Here is a 12,266-nt window from a genome sequence, read left to right as displayed (position 1 = left end):
ACGTCATCGCGCAACTCCGACCAGGGAGCGGCTGAAGCGGACGTCGCCCTCGATCATGTCGCGCATGTCGGCGGCGTCGTTCCGGAACATCAGGGTGCGCTCCACGCCCATCCCGAAGGCGAAGCCGGAGTAGACGTCGCTGTCGATGCCGCAGGCCTGCAGCACCCGGGGGTTGACGACCCCGCAGCCGCCCCACTCGATCCAGCCCTCGCTCTTGCAGGTGCGGCAGGGTCGGTCGGGGTTGCCGACGGAGTCGCCGTGGCAGACGAAGCACTGCAGGTCGACCTCGGCCGACGGCTCGGTGAAGGGGAAGTAGTGCGGGCGGATCCGCGTGCGGGTGTCCCCGAACATGGCCCGGGCGAAGTGGTCGAGGGTGCCGCGGAGGTGGCCGAGGGTGATCCCGCGGTCGACCACGAGGCCCTCGAACTGGTGGAAGACGGGGACGTGCGTGGCGTCGTACTCGTCAGCACGGTAGACCTTGCCCGGGCAGATCACGTAGATCGGCGGCTCGCGGTGCAGCATCGTCCGTGCCTGCACCGGCGACGTGTGGGTGCGCAGCACCAGCCCGCCGTCGGCCGGCTCGACGAACAGGGTGTCCTGCAGCGTCCGGGCCGGGTGGTCGGGGACGAAGTTGAGGGCGTCGAAGTTGAGCCACTCGGCCTCCAGCTCGGGGCCCTCGGCGACCTCCCAGCCCATCCCGACGAAGACGTCCTCGACCAGGGCCATCAGCCCGGTGATGGGGTGCACGGCACCGACCGGGTGCGGCTGGAGGGGCAGGGTGACGTCGACCCGCTCCTCGACCAGGGCGCGCTCGAGCTCCGCGGCGGACACCTCGGCCTCGCGCGCCTTGAGCGCGGCGCCGATCTGCCCGCGGGCCTTGCCGATCCGCGCCCCGGCGTCCTTGCGGGCCTGCGGCGGCAGGGCGCCGATCTCCCGGTTGGCCAGGGCGATCGGCGACCGCTCGGCGGCGTGCGCCAGCCGGGCCTCCTTGAGCTCGGCCACCGAGGTCGCAGCGGCAAAGGCCGCCAGAGCCTCGGCCACCATGGCCTCGACCTGCTCGGCGTGCAGCGGTGCGACCTGGACGGGGTCGTAGCTCGTGTTCGGCCCGGACATGGGCTCCCCTCGGGTGTGAGACGGCAACCGGGTCAGTCTAGGAAGCGCACACCCTCCGCGGCGAACCGGTTGTGCGGCGTGGACCCTCCGAGCTGTCACAACTCGCTTGACCCCAGGTCAGCGGACGTCTGACAACTCGGCGTCAGGAAGCGGCGCGCTGGGCGGTGGCGGTGGCGTAGAGGAAGACGGCCGCGGCGGTGGAGAGGTTGAGACTCTCGGCGCGGCCGTACATCGGCAGGGCGACGAGGGCGTCGAGCAGGTCGGCGTGCTCGGCGGGCAGGCCCCAGGCCTCGTTGCCCATCACCCACAGGACGGGCCGGCTCAGGCCACCGCGCAGCGCGAGGTCGTCGACTCTGTCGCTACCCCCGCCGTCGGCCCCGTAGACGGCCATCCCGGCGGCCCGGGCCCGCGTCACGGCGTCGGCGAGGTCCACCTCGACGGCGACGGGCAGGTGGAAGACGCTGCCGGTGCTGGCCCGGACCGTCTTGGGGTTCCAGAGGTCGACGGAGTCCCGGCTGACCAGCACCGCGTCGGCCCCGAAGGCGTCCGCGCAGCGGATGACGGTGCCGAGGTTCCCGGGGTCGCGGACCTGGTCGCACAGCACGACGAGCCGGGGCTGGCCGGCCAGCGCCTCGGCGAGGGGGACGTCGACCGCCCGGCAGACGGCGAGCACGCCCTGCGGGGTGACGGTGTCGGACAGCGTGGCCAGCTGCGGGTCGGTCACCGAGCCGACCGGGACTCCGGCGTCCACTGCGGCGGCCAGCAGGTCCTGGTGCCGGCCGACGGCACCGTGGGAGACGAGCAGGTCCAGCACGACGCCCGGACGGCGCAGCGCCTCGGCCACGGCCTGGCGGCCCTCGGCGAGGAACTCCCCGCTCTGCACGCGCTCCTTGCGCCGGAGCAGACGACGAGCCGACCGCACCAGCCCCTGCGAGGCAGGGGCCGGGGCGATCGGCTCGGCGGGGTCGAGCTCGAGGGGGCTCCGGCGGGCGGAGCCGTCGTGCTCGCTCAGATCGATCCTCAGGCCGCGGTGGAGTCGGCGGCGACGGTGCTGTCAGCAGCGGGGACGTGCTGACGGGCGACCTCGACCAGCGCGCGGAACGCGGTGGGGTCGGTGACGGCCAGGTCGGCGAGGATCTTGCGGTCCACCTCGACGTCGGCAGCCTTGAGGCCGGAGATGAACCGGTTGTAGGTCATGCCCTCCGCCCGGGCCGCAGCGTTGATGCGCTGGATCCAGAGCTTGCGGAAGTCGCCCTTGCGGGCGCGACGGTCACGGTAGGCGTAGACCAGGGAGTGGGTGACCTGCTCCTTGGCCTTGCGGTACAGGCGCGAACGCTGGCCACGGTAGCCCGAGGCCTGCTCGAGGACCTGGCGGCGCTTCTTCTGCGCGTTCACAGAACGCTTGACGCGTGCCATGGGGGTGCTCCTTGCTGAGTGGGAAGACGGTTCGAGAAAAGGGCTGGGTCAGCCGGCGTACTTGCCGAGCATCTTCTTGGCCTTGGCGGCGTCGCCCTTGACCATGACCGCGTCGCCGGTGAGGCGACGGGTGCGCGAGCTCGGCTTGTGCTCGTTGAGGTGCATCTTCCCCGCCTGGCGGTGCATCACCTTGCCCGAACCCGTGATCCGGAACCGCTTCTTCGCACCGGAGTGCGTCTTCATCTTCGGCATCGTGCCGCTCCATTTCCGTGGCCGCACCGCGAGGTGCAGTCCTGCTCCATGTCCCGGACGGCGACATGCTCCGCCCGGGCCTTGCGGGGCCACCCACCGTGGTGGGTGGCCCGTCTTCGGTCCTTACGCCTCGGCGTCGGGATCGAGGTTGTCGGCGGGTCCGCGACGCCGCGGTGCCGACGGTCCGGCGGCCGCGTGCTGCGCACGGATCTCCGCCAGCTGGTTGCGCTCCTCGTCCTGGCCGGCCTGCCGCTCGGCCATCCGCCGGTCACGCTCGACCGACGCCTCGGCGCGCGCCTCGGTCTTCTTCTTGTGCGGTCCGAGCACCATCAGCATGTTCCGGCCGTCCTGCTTCGGCGAGGACTCGACGAAGCCGAACTCGTCGACGTCGGCCGCCAGCTTCTTGAGCAGGTTGTAGCCGAGCTCGGGACGCGACTGCTCGCGTCCGCGGAACATGATGGTGATCTTGACCTTGTCCCCGGCCTTGAGGAACCGCACGACGTGACCCTTCTTGGTCTCGTAGTCGTGGATGTCGATCTTGGGCCGGAGCTTCATCTCCTTGATCACCGTGTTGGTCTGGTTCCGGCGGCTCTCACGGGCCTTCTGGGCGTTCTCGTACTTGAACTTCCCGTAGTCCATGAGCTTGGCCACCGGGGGCCGGGCCATCGGAGCGACCTCGACGAGGTCGAGCTCCGACTCACGCGCCAGGCGCAGCGCGTCGTCGATGCGCACGATCCCCACCTGCTCGCCGGCGGGGCCGACGAGACGGACTTCGGGGACACGGATGCGATCGTTGATCCGCGGTTCGGTGCTGATATGTCCTCCAGTTGGTTGTGGATGGCGATCGACCTCGCAACTCCACCGGACCTGCACACGGGCGGGAGACACCACAAGGGGCCTCCGCGCACGCGAAGACCCCAGCACCACGGGACGGCGCACAGCACCGTTCCGGTGGACCGACCCCACGGCGGTCGCTCCGGCAGGAGCGGGTGCTGTGCGGGTGGGAGATCGGGTCTCCGCTTGCAGATCCGGCGAGGAGCCAGATCGGTCGGCGCCCACGCTACCACTCCTGGGCCTGCTGACCCAGCGGGCGGAGCGCCCGGGCCCGAGGCCCGCTGCCGACACCGGGTCCAACGCCCGCGCCGGCCCCGTTCTTCCGCCGGGTACCCGCCTAGGGCGTCCCGGCGTCCCCGGACGCCACCAGCCAGCCGAACTCCCCCGGCGCCGTCTCGACCAGCCGTCGACCGGCGGCCAGCGAGGCCAGCACCTCACCGTCGACGACCAGGGGGTGCGGACCGGCGAAGTCGACCAGCAGGGTGGTCACGCCCTCGGCCTGCGCGGTCTGCGCGGCCTTGTCCACCGTGACCGCCACCGGTCGGGCGTCGGCCTGCCAGGCGTGCATCGCGTCCAGCCCCGTGAAGCCCAGCAGCGCGCGGCGGCCGTCGGCGGCCTGCAGCATCACCACCGACATCTCCGCCTCCTTGTCGGACGCCAGCCCGCCGACCGTCTGCCCCAGCCGGGTGGCGGTGGCGACCACGGGGACCAGCAGCCGGGCGGTGCACAAGGCGGCGACGGCGCGGAGGTAGCCGGCCGGGTCGGTGGCGCCGAGGGCCGCCGCGAGCGCCCGTCGGGTGGCGGGGTCGGCGAGGCCGCCGTCACCGGGGAACGGGGAGGGGGCGAGCTGGCGTTCGTGGTCCACCGGTCCACCGTACGGGAGGCCGGACCCCGGCCGACGGCGCGCGCGAGCCGGGGTGCGGGGGGTGAAGACCCCCATCGGCAGGACGCCCGCCCTGTGGCAGATTGGCGGGATGCCAGCCGAATCTGCCGTGCTCCTCCCCCTCGCTGCGGGACTGACCCTGCTGGGGCTGCTGATCGCCATCCTCGCCGGACGCCGAGGTCGCAAGGGCCGGATGGTGCAGGGGATCGGCCTGGCGCTGCTCCCCCTGGCCCTCTACCTGAGCGGCCTGCTCGGACTGGTCTGGGACGCCGTGGTCGCCGTCGGCCGCTGGGCCTCCAGCACCGTGCTGTCGCCCACCATCTGGGCCGGTTTCGCCCTGCTCGCCCTGTGCGTCGTGCTCTGGGTGGTCGGTGGGGTGGTCGCCCGCCGGACGCCGAAGCGGACGAGGGCGGACCGCAAGGCCGCGGCCCCGGCCGGTGCGGCGACGCCCAAGGCTGTGAGCGGCCGCGGGCAGGCGCAGCAACGTCAGGCGCCTCCGCAGGACGACGACATGGCCGAGATCGAGGCCCTGCTCAAGTCGCGCGGCATCGAGTAGCAGGACCCGGCCCGGCCCGGTCAGCCGGCCGCGGTCCAGGCCTGAAGCTCGGCGAGCCCCACGTTGCTGGTCGTGCTGCTGACGGCGGTCGCCGTGAACCGCACGCTGGTGGTGGACCGGGCGGTGAAGGCGACGCTCACGGCGGCGCCGGCGTCGTCCAGGGACGGCACGGCCACGGTGGTGCCGTCGGCGAAGGTCAGCCGTCCGGCCGTGACGCGGTCGCTCGTGTTGGGCCGGTCGACCAGGACCACCCGGTCGAGCCGCACCGGCGTCGAGAAGTCGAGCTGGACCCAGCTGCCCGTCCGCCCACCGACCGTCGCCCACTCGCGCGTCGCGTCACCGGGGTAGCCGTCCGCGACCCCGTCCACCGCCTTGACCGCGGTCTGCCCCGTCGCGGTGTTCTGCGACGACGCGGTGACCCTCGCGCCCGGAGCCACGTTGACCGCTCCGGTGGGGGTGGGGGTCGGAGTGGGCGTCGGGGTGGGGGTCAGCGTCGCCGTCGGAGTGGGCGTCGTGGTCGGGGTCGGGGTCGGGGTGACCGTCGGCGTGCCGGCGGCCTCGGCCAGCGCCGCCAGCTCGGCCAGCCCGACGTTGCCGGTGGTCCCGCTCACCGTCGTCGCGGTCATCCGCAGCGTCGTCGTCGACCGGGCCGGGAAGGACACCGTCACGGCGCCACCGGCGTTGTCGAGGGACGGCACCGGCACCGTGGAGCCGTCGGAGAAGGCCAGCAGGCCGCCGGTCACCTGGTCGGCGGTGTTCGGGCGGTCGTGCAGCACGACCGTCGTCAGCCGGACCGGGGAGGCGAAGCGGAGCTCGATCCAGCTGCCCGCGCGGCCGCCGGCCGTCGCCCACTCCCGGGTCGCGTCGCCCGGGTAGCCGTCGACGACCCCGTCGACCGCCTTGACCGCGGTCTGCCCGCTGGACGCGTTCTCCGAGGAGGCGGTCACCGTCGCCGAACGCGTCACGTCCACCGCGGTCGGGCCGGTCGGCGTCGGTGCGGGGGTCGGGCTCGGCGTCGGCGTGGGGGTGGGCGTCAGTGTGGGGGTGGGCGTCGGTGTGGGGGTGGGCGTCGAGGTGGGCGTCGCCGCGACGGTCCAGGGCTGCAGCTCGGCGAGGCCGATGTTGCTGGTCGTGGCGCTCACCGCGGTCACGGTGAACCGGACGCTCGTCGTCGACCGCGCGGGGAACGCCACCGTCACGGCTCCACCCGCGTCGTCCAGGGCCGGCACCGCCACCGTCGTCCCGTCGGAGAAGGTGAGCCGGCCGGCCGTCACCCGGTCCGAGGTGTTCGGACGGTCGTTCAGGACCACGTGGTCCAGCAGCACCGCCGTGGAGAACCCGAGCTGGAGCCAGCTGTCCACCCGGCCGCCCACGGTCGCCCACTCCCGGGTGGCGTCACCGGGGTAGCCGTCGGCCACGCCGTCCACCGCCTTCGCCGCACCCTGGCCGCTCGACAGGTTCTGCGACGACGCCGTCACGGTCGTCGGCCGGACCACCTCGCCCCCGGCGGGCGAGGGGGTGGTGGAGGGGGTCGGCGACGGGCTGGTGGAGGGCGTCGGCGCCGGGCTCGTCGTCGAGCCGGCCACGGTGTACTGGCGGGAGAACCAGCTGCCCTCGGGCTTGCCGGCGCAGGCCGACGCGGTCTGGCAGGTCTCGTCGTCGTGGGCGGCGTAGGTCAGGAAGGTCCGCTGCTTGGCCGCCGTGTCGGCCGCGTTCAGGTTCGACGCGCGCGACCCGATCCCGTAGCCCTGGTAGCCGGCCAGGCCGTGCGGGCGGGTGTACTGCTGCTGGGCCTGCCGCGTGAGGTAGGCGACCGTGTAGTGGTCGCTGTGGTCGCCGTCCCCGTAGGCGCCCGCGAAGTCGAGGGTGTTCACCTGGTCGGGCTGGGCGTCGTCCATCAGCGCGGTCAGCGTGGTGAGGAGCGACGCCTTCGTGTAGGAGGTGGTGCCGTCGACCGTGTGGATGGTGGCGATCCGGCCGTCGTACAGCTTCTGGAGGCTCTCCGAGCCCCGCGTCGTGGTGCCGCTGCCGTCCAGCCAGCCGTCGGGCAGCCGGAGGAACACCTGGGACACCTGGGGTGCCCCGTCGAGGGTGCGGCGGACGACCGGGTGACCCGCCACCTGGACGACCGTCGTGGTCCAGCTGTTCGCCACCCCGGCCAGCGAGGCGTAGGCCGCCTGCACACCGTCCTCGCGGGCCGTCCAGTAGTCCGCCTGGTTGCCGGCGTCGCCGGCGGTGACGTACACGGTGCGGACGCAGCGTCCGGCGGCGATGTTGCGGGCGAGGTCCGGGCTCTGGAAGACGAGGTCGTCGTCCTGGTGGGCGACGACGTCGAGCACGGAGCCGGCGCCGCACGTGGTGGCGCCGACGGCCGCCGCCGGACGGACGACCGCCGCCAGCACCAGCAGCACGAACGCCAGGACCAGCCCGAGCTGGACCGAAGCACGCAGTCTTGCCATCTCTCCCCCGACACACCAGCTCCAGCCGCCCCCGCTGCGGCTGGTCACCTCATCGCCCGGGTCCGCCGGCGTTCGCGCGGGACCAGAGCAGCACCAGTCAACGCGAGTCGCGCGTGCTCCGTGGCGGTTTCAGCCGGAGGAGACCATGATCACAACGGCCGGGTCAGCGGGTGGTGTAGTACCGCTGCCGGCGCCGGAGCTCTTCCACGCCGACCTGGGCGGCGGCCCCGTCGCCGTACTGCAGGGCCATCAGCTGCCGCTTCTCGGCGTCGAGGTCGGCGGCGAACGGGCTGCCGTCGGCCGGGGTCAGCAGCACGAAGGCCCAGGGGTCGCCACGCCGCAGGATCACCTGGTGCACCCGGTCCCAGGGCACGGTGTGGGTCCGCAGCCCGTTGCGGAACCACAGGCCGGTCTCGTCGGCGCGCACGACGCTGAGCGCGAGCGCCACCATGACGCCCACCAGCAGCGCCAGCACGCCCAGCAGAGTCAGCCGCTGCGAGAGGGTGAACAGCACCTGGATGTCGGCCGGCAGGGCGAGCCAGCCCCACAGCGTCGCCATGACCAGCGCGAGGGCGAAGGCAGCGGCCACGACGCGGAGCCGACGGGGCCGGATGACCAGCGTCGACGGGGCGACGGCGTCGGGTGCGGGACGCACTAGATCCGGCACGCGGCGATGTCTGTGACCAGGATCGCGCGGGCGCCGAGCTCCCACAGGTCGTCCATCACCTGCTGGGCGTCGGGCTTGGGGACCATCGCCCGCACGGCGTGCCAGCCCTGCCGGGCCAGCGGGGCCACCGTCGGCGACTCCAGGCCCGGGGTGATGGTGCACGCCGCCTCCACCACCTCGGCGCTGACGTCGTAGTCCATCATCACGTAGTTGCGGGCGACCAGGACGCCGTTGAGGCGGCGGACCAGCTGGGCCAGCCCAGGCGGCTCCGGGGCGTCCGAGCGCCGGATGAGGATGCCCTCCGACTGCAGGATCGGCTCGCCGAACAGCGACAGGCCGGCCTGCCGGAGGGTGGTGCCGGTCTCGACGACGTCGGCGATCACGTCCGCGACGCCCAGCCGGATGGCGGTCTCGACCGCGCCGTCCAGCTTGATCAGCCGGGTGCTGACGCCGCGCTCGGCGAGGTAGGTCTCCACCAGACCGGGGTAGGAGGTGGCCAGCCGCAGGCCCTGCAGCTTCTCGACGCTGAGGTCGGCGTCGACGGGGGCGGCGAACCGGAACCGGCTGCGGCCGAAGCCGAGCGGCATCACCTCGGTGGCCGGGGCGTGGGAGTCGAGCAGCATGTCGCGGCCGGTCAGCCCGACGTCGAGCGTGCCCTCCCCCACGTAGACCGCGATGTCGCGAGGACGCAGGTAGAAGAACTCGACCCCGTTGGCCTCGTCGAAGAGGACGAGCTCCTTGGGGTCGCTGCGCTGGGCGTAGCCCGCCTCGCGGAGCATCGCGGACGCGGACTCCGAGAGGGAGCCCTTGTTCGGGACGGCGATCTTGATGGTCGGGCGGGCGGGGCTCACGGCGTCATCCTAGGTGGCGGCCGGCACCGGGCCGCGGCGGCGGAGGGCGGTGAGACCGGCCTCAGAGGTAGGCGTAGACGTCGTCGAGGTCGAGCTCGAGCGCGATCATCATCGTCTGCAGGTGGTAGAGCAGCTGGCTGATCTCCTCGGCCGCCTCGGCCTTGGACTGGTGCTCGGCGGCCATCCACACCTCGGCCGCCTCCTCGACGACCTTCTTGCCGATGGCGTGCACGCCGGCGTCGACGCGGGCCACCGTGCTGGAGCCCGGCGCCCGCTCGGCCACCTTGGCGCTCAGCTCGGCGAACAGGGACTCGAAGGTCTTGGCGGTCACGGTGGGCAGCCTAGTGCGGCGGCGATCCCGGGTCGTGTGGCGACTTCGGGGTCGAACTCGACCCCGAAGTCGCCACGACGACAGCCGGTGGTCAGCCCACGGTCTCCGCGACGGGGTCGGCGACCCCGCCGGGGACCGCCTCCGCGCCCTCGGTCCGCTGGATGCGGTTCCAGGACACCAGCCCCAGCACGCAGAACGCCCCGTAGACGACGTACATGATCGCCGAGGGGTAGAAGCCCGCGATCAGCAGCAGCGGGACGCCGACCAGGTCGACCAGGATCCAGATGAGCCAGAACTCCACCCACCCCCGCGCCATCCCGTAGGTGGCGAGGATGGACCCGGTGAGGATCCAGGCGTCGGCGAGCGGGCCGTAGGACCCGAGCACCCGCAGCACGAAGAAGAAGACGGTGGTCAGCACCACGGCCGCCACCACCAGCTGCACGCGCTCGCCGTTGGTGGCCCAGCGCGGGCACACCGCCACCCCGCCCCCGCCGTGCTCCTTGCGGTACCGGCTCCACTGGACCCAGCCGTAGACGCTGATGATCAGGAAGAAGACCTGGCGGCCCGCCTGACCCCACACGTCGTGCTGCTGCGGGGTGTCGAGGACGCCCCCCAGCGCGCTGCCCACGAACACCGTGAACAGCAAGATGTTGCCGATGATGCCGATCGGCCAGGCGGCCACCTTCCGGCGCATGCCGAGCAGCGCGCTCGCCAGCCCGAAGACGTTGCCGATGACCTCACGCCAGAGGATGCCGGGGCCGATGTCGATCTTGGCCTCCAGCAACCGCACCAGCAGTTCCGAGAATCCCATGGGATGTCCCTCCACTCGTCCGGTCGCACGGTTGAACCCGGGGTGAAGAGACGTCGACGGCCACCACGGGCAGGTCGCCCCCGGCGTCGTCGCGTGCTCCCGTGTTCCTCCCATCCGGACTCTCACCGTCGGTCGTGGAGTTTCACCACATCAACCGGTCGCTGGCTGCGATCGGGTCGCGGACTTTCACCGCCGGCTCGGACTTCCACCGACCCCGGAACACGTGCGAGTTTGACAACTCGTCGCGCCCATTCTGGCACGGTCCCCGACATCCGGCGGTCCGGCTCTTGCCGGTCAGACACCGACGCTGCCAGGATCGCTGGCGTGATGGACCACGTCGGCATCCAGGTGGACGACCTCGCGGCCGCCCGCCGCTTCTACGACAGCGTGCTGGACACCCTCGGCTACCGGATGCTGATGGACGTGGGCCCGGCCGTCGGCTACGGGACCGACCACCCGGTCTTCTGGATCGGCGCGGCCACCGACCGCATCCCGAACCGGCAGAGCCACCTGGCCTTCGCCGCCCCCAGCCGGGAGGCCGTCATCGCCTTCCACGACGCCGCGCTGGCCTTCGGGACGGCCAGCCTGCACGCCCCCCGGGTGTGGCCCGAGTACCACGCGGGCTACTTCGGCGCCTTCGTCCGCGACCCGGACGGCAACAACGTCGAGGCGGTCCACCACACCTTTGGTTGAACTGAGTTCCCTGAGCCCGTCGAAAGGCCTCGAGTCCGACGCAGTCGCCGGTCCATGGACTCGCGGGGCACACGGATCAGGCGCCGCTGACGACGTCGACAGGGGTTGTAGCCCGATCCGCGTCCGAGCGGAGCGAGGGCAGACGATCAGAGACTGACGCCGAGGAGGGCCTCGACGGCGCGGGCGACGACCTGCGGGGCGTAGGCGTCGTCGCTCTCGACGACGGAGGAGGCCCCGGCCCAGGCGTCGACGGCGGCCAGCGCCGCCGGGGCGTCCAGGTCGTCGGCGAGCGCTGCGCGGATCTTCGCCACCACGGCGTCGCCGTCCACGCCGGCGTCCAGCCGGACGGCCTCGCGCCAGCGGCTCAGCCGCTGCTCGGCGGCGGTGAGCAGGTCGGGCGTCCACTCCCAGTCGTCGCGGTAGTGGTGGTCGAGCAGCGCGAGCCGGACGGCCATCGGGTCGACGCCGTCGGCGCGCAGCCGGGAGACGAACACCAGGTTGCCGCGGGACTTGCTCATCTTCTCCCCGTCCAGCGCGACCATGCCGCTGTGCAGGTAGGCCTTGGCGAACGGCTTCCCGGTCGCCAGCCGGCCGACCGAGGCGCTCATCTCGTGGTGGGGGAAGACGAGGTCGCTGCCGCCGGCCTGGACGTCGAAGTCGGGGCCCAGCAGGTCCAGGGCGATCGCCGCGCACTCGACGTGCCAGCCCGGGCGGCCATCGCCGAACGGCGAGGGCCAGGACGGGTCGCCCGCCCGGTGCCGGAGCCAGACGAGCGAGTCGAGCGCGCCCTTCTTGGCGCTGCGGTCGGGGTCGCCGCCGCGCTCGGCGAAGACGGGCCGGGCCGCCGCCTCGTCGAGGTGGGAGAGCGAGCCGAAGTCCGGGTCCTGCGCCTGGTCGAGGTAGAGGTCGCCGGCGTGCTCGTCCTCGACCGCGTAGACGACGCCGCGGGCCTCCAGGTCGGCGATCAGCTCGAGGATCAGCGGCACCGACTCGACCGCGCCGACGTAGTGGCTGGGCGCCAGCACGTTGAGCGCCTCCATGTCCTCGCGGAAGAGCTGCGTCTGCTGGGCGGCGAGCGCGGCCCAGTCGACGCCGGTGGCGTGGGCGCGCTCGATCAGCGGGTCGTCGACGTCGGTGACGTTCTGCACGTAGCTGACCTCGAGACCGGCGTCGCGCCAGACGCGGTTCAGCAGGTCGAAGGAGACGTAGGTGTTCGCGTGCCCGATGTGGGTGGCGTCGTAGGGCGTGATGCCGCAGACGTACATCCGGGCGGTGCCCTCGGCCGGGCCGACCGTCACCCGCTGCTGGGTGGCGGAGTCGAAGGCCTGCAGCGCGGGCGACCCCTCCGGGCGCTCGAGCTGGGGTACCGGTCCGGAGCGCCACGCCTGCATGCGGCCAAC

Annotated in this window: 14 protein-coding genes and 1 riboswitch; of the genes, 2 read left to right on the top strand and 12 right to left on the bottom strand. The window is 72.7% G+C overall.

What is annotated here, in order from left to right:
* Positions 1 to 3: 3 nt before the first annotated feature.
* The 6 genes from pheS to BLT72_RS06840 all read right to left on the bottom strand — a co-directional run bounded on the left by pheS (position 4) and on the right by BLT72_RS06840 (position 4,480).
* Positions 4 to 1,113 (bottom strand): phenylalanine--tRNA ligase subunit alpha, encoded by a 1,110-nt coding sequence (pheS, locus tag BLT72_RS06865; RefSeq protein ID WP_091411396.1) that lies wholly within the window; start codon positions 1,111 to 1,113, stop codon positions 4 to 6.
* A gap of 142 nt (positions 1,114 to 1,255) precedes the next feature.
* Positions 1,256 to 2,065, bottom strand: coding sequence for a TrmH family RNA methyltransferase (locus tag BLT72_RS06860; protein ID WP_091411394.1), 810 nt, complete (start codon positions 2,063 to 2,065; stop codon positions 1,256 to 1,258).
* A 68-nt stretch (positions 2,066 to 2,133) separates the two neighbouring features.
* On the bottom strand, positions 2,134 to 2,529 hold the full coding sequence (gene rplT / locus BLT72_RS06855; protein ID WP_091411392.1) for a 50S ribosomal protein L20: 396 nt from the start codon (positions 2,527 to 2,529) through the stop codon (positions 2,134 to 2,136).
* A gap of 48 nt (positions 2,530 to 2,577) precedes the next feature.
* On the bottom strand, positions 2,578 to 2,781 hold the full coding sequence (rpmI, locus tag BLT72_RS06850; RefSeq protein ID WP_091411390.1) for a 50S ribosomal protein L35: 204 nt from the start codon (positions 2,779 to 2,781) through the stop codon (positions 2,578 to 2,580).
* A gap of 123 nt (positions 2,782 to 2,904) precedes the next feature.
* Positions 2,905 to 3,654 (bottom strand): translation initiation factor IF-3, encoded by a 750-nt coding sequence (gene infC, locus BLT72_RS06845; protein WP_091411388.1) that lies wholly within the window; start codon positions 3,652 to 3,654, stop codon positions 2,905 to 2,907.
* Between the two features lie 298 nt (positions 3,655 to 3,952).
* Positions 3,953 to 4,480 (bottom strand): SseB family protein, encoded by a 528-nt coding sequence (locus BLT72_RS06840; RefSeq protein ID WP_157720330.1) that lies wholly within the window; start codon positions 4,478 to 4,480, stop codon positions 3,953 to 3,955.
* Positions 4,481 to 4,589: 109 nt separating this feature from the next.
* Here BLT72_RS06840 and BLT72_RS06835 point away from each other — a divergent pair, with 109 nt between their 5' ends.
* Positions 4,590 to 5,054 carry a hypothetical protein gene (locus tag BLT72_RS06835; RefSeq protein WP_157720329.1) on the top strand — a complete coding sequence of 155 codons (465 nt, stop codon included), beginning with the start codon at positions 4,590 to 4,592 and terminating at the stop codon, positions 5,052 to 5,054.
* A 20-nt stretch (positions 5,055 to 5,074) separates the two neighbouring features.
* Here the strand turns inward: BLT72_RS06835 and BLT72_RS06830 are convergent, their stop codons facing one another.
* The 5 genes from BLT72_RS06830 to pnuC form a co-directional block, all read right to left on the bottom strand.
* Positions 5,075 to 7,513, bottom strand: coding sequence for a DUF7402 domain-containing protein (locus BLT72_RS06830; protein ID WP_091411384.1), 2,439 nt, complete (start codon positions 7,511 to 7,513; stop codon positions 5,075 to 5,077).
* A 163-nt stretch (positions 7,514 to 7,676) separates the two neighbouring features.
* Entirely contained in the window at positions 7,677 to 8,180 is a 504-nt protein-coding gene (locus tag BLT72_RS06825) for a PH domain-containing protein (protein ID WP_157720328.1), read from the bottom strand.
* Positions 8,168 to 9,031, bottom strand: coding sequence for an ATP phosphoribosyltransferase (hisG, locus tag BLT72_RS06820; RefSeq protein ID WP_280949246.1), 864 nt, complete (start codon positions 9,029 to 9,031; stop codon positions 8,168 to 8,170). Before hisG ends, BLT72_RS06825 begins: the two co-directional genes overlap by 13 nt.
* 61 nt (positions 9,032 to 9,092) lie before the next feature.
* Positions 9,093 to 9,362, bottom strand: coding sequence for a phosphoribosyl-ATP diphosphatase (locus tag BLT72_RS06815; RefSeq protein WP_091411380.1), 270 nt, complete (start codon positions 9,360 to 9,362; stop codon positions 9,093 to 9,095).
* A gap of 91 nt (positions 9,363 to 9,453) precedes the next feature.
* On the bottom strand, positions 9,454 to 10,173 hold the full coding sequence (gene pnuC, locus BLT72_RS06810; protein ID WP_091411379.1) for a nicotinamide riboside transporter PnuC: 720 nt from the start codon (positions 10,171 to 10,173) through the stop codon (positions 9,454 to 9,456).
* A gap of 98 nt (positions 10,174 to 10,271) precedes the next feature.
* Positions 10,272 to 10,399, bottom strand: a riboswitch (FMN riboswitch).
* Positions 10,400 to 10,500: 101 nt separating this feature from the next.
* Between pnuC and BLT72_RS06805 the strand changes: the two genes are divergently transcribed.
* The gene (locus BLT72_RS06805) at positions 10,501 to 10,866 is read left to right on the top strand and encodes a VOC family protein (RefSeq protein ID WP_197677338.1); all 366 of its coding nucleotides are present in this window, start codon (positions 10,501 to 10,503) and stop codon (positions 10,864 to 10,866) included.
* 146 nt (positions 10,867 to 11,012) lie between these two features.
* On the opposite strand, the gene mshC is transcribed toward BLT72_RS06805, so the two are convergent.
* On the bottom strand, positions 11,013 to 12,257 hold the full coding sequence (mshC, locus tag BLT72_RS06800) for a cysteine--1-D-myo-inosityl 2-amino-2-deoxy-alpha-D-glucopyranoside ligase (protein ID WP_091411375.1): 1,245 nt from the start codon (positions 12,255 to 12,257) through the stop codon (positions 11,013 to 11,015).
* Positions 12,258 to 12,266 lie beyond the last annotated feature (9 nt).

Source organism: Friedmanniella luteola, from assembly GCF_900105065.1.
In the GTDB taxonomy this organism is placed as follows: domain Bacteria; phylum Actinomycetota; class Actinomycetes; order Propionibacteriales; family Propionibacteriaceae; genus Microlunatus; species Microlunatus luteolus.
Note: the sequence above shows the minus strand (reverse complement) of the source record. Positions and strands in the feature narration are given on the sequence as shown.

Excerpts from the sequence above, each read along its gene's own strand:
- rplT (WP_091411392.1), bottom strand. The coding sequence starts at position 2,529 with ATGGCACGCGTCAAGCGTTCTGTGAACGCGCAGAAGAAGCGCCGCCAG.
- BLT72_RS06835 (WP_157720329.1), top strand. The coding sequence starts at position 4,590 with ATGCCAGCCGAATCTGCCGTGCTCCTCCCCCTCGCTGCGGGACTGACC.
- mshC (WP_091411375.1), bottom strand. The coding sequence starts at position 12,257 with ATGCAGGCGTGGCGCTCCGGACCGGTACCCCAGCTCGAGCGCCCGGAG.
- pheS (WP_091411396.1), bottom strand. The coding sequence starts at position 1,113 with ATGTCCGGGCCGAACACGAGCTACGACCCCGTCCAGGTCGCACCGCTG.
- BLT72_RS06830 (WP_091411384.1), bottom strand. The coding sequence starts at position 7,513 with ATGGCAAGACTGCGTGCTTCGGTCCAGCTCGGGCTGGTCCTGGCGTTC.
- BLT72_RS06805 (WP_197677338.1), top strand. The coding sequence starts at position 10,501 with ATGGACCACGTCGGCATCCAGGTGGACGACCTCGCGGCCGCCCGCCGC.
- rpmI (WP_091411390.1), bottom strand. The coding sequence starts at position 2,781 with ATGCCGAAGATGAAGACGCACTCCGGTGCGAAGAAGCGGTTCCGGATC.
- pnuC (WP_091411379.1), bottom strand. The coding sequence starts at position 10,173 with ATGGGATTCTCGGAACTGCTGGTGCGGTTGCTGGAGGCCAAGATCGAC.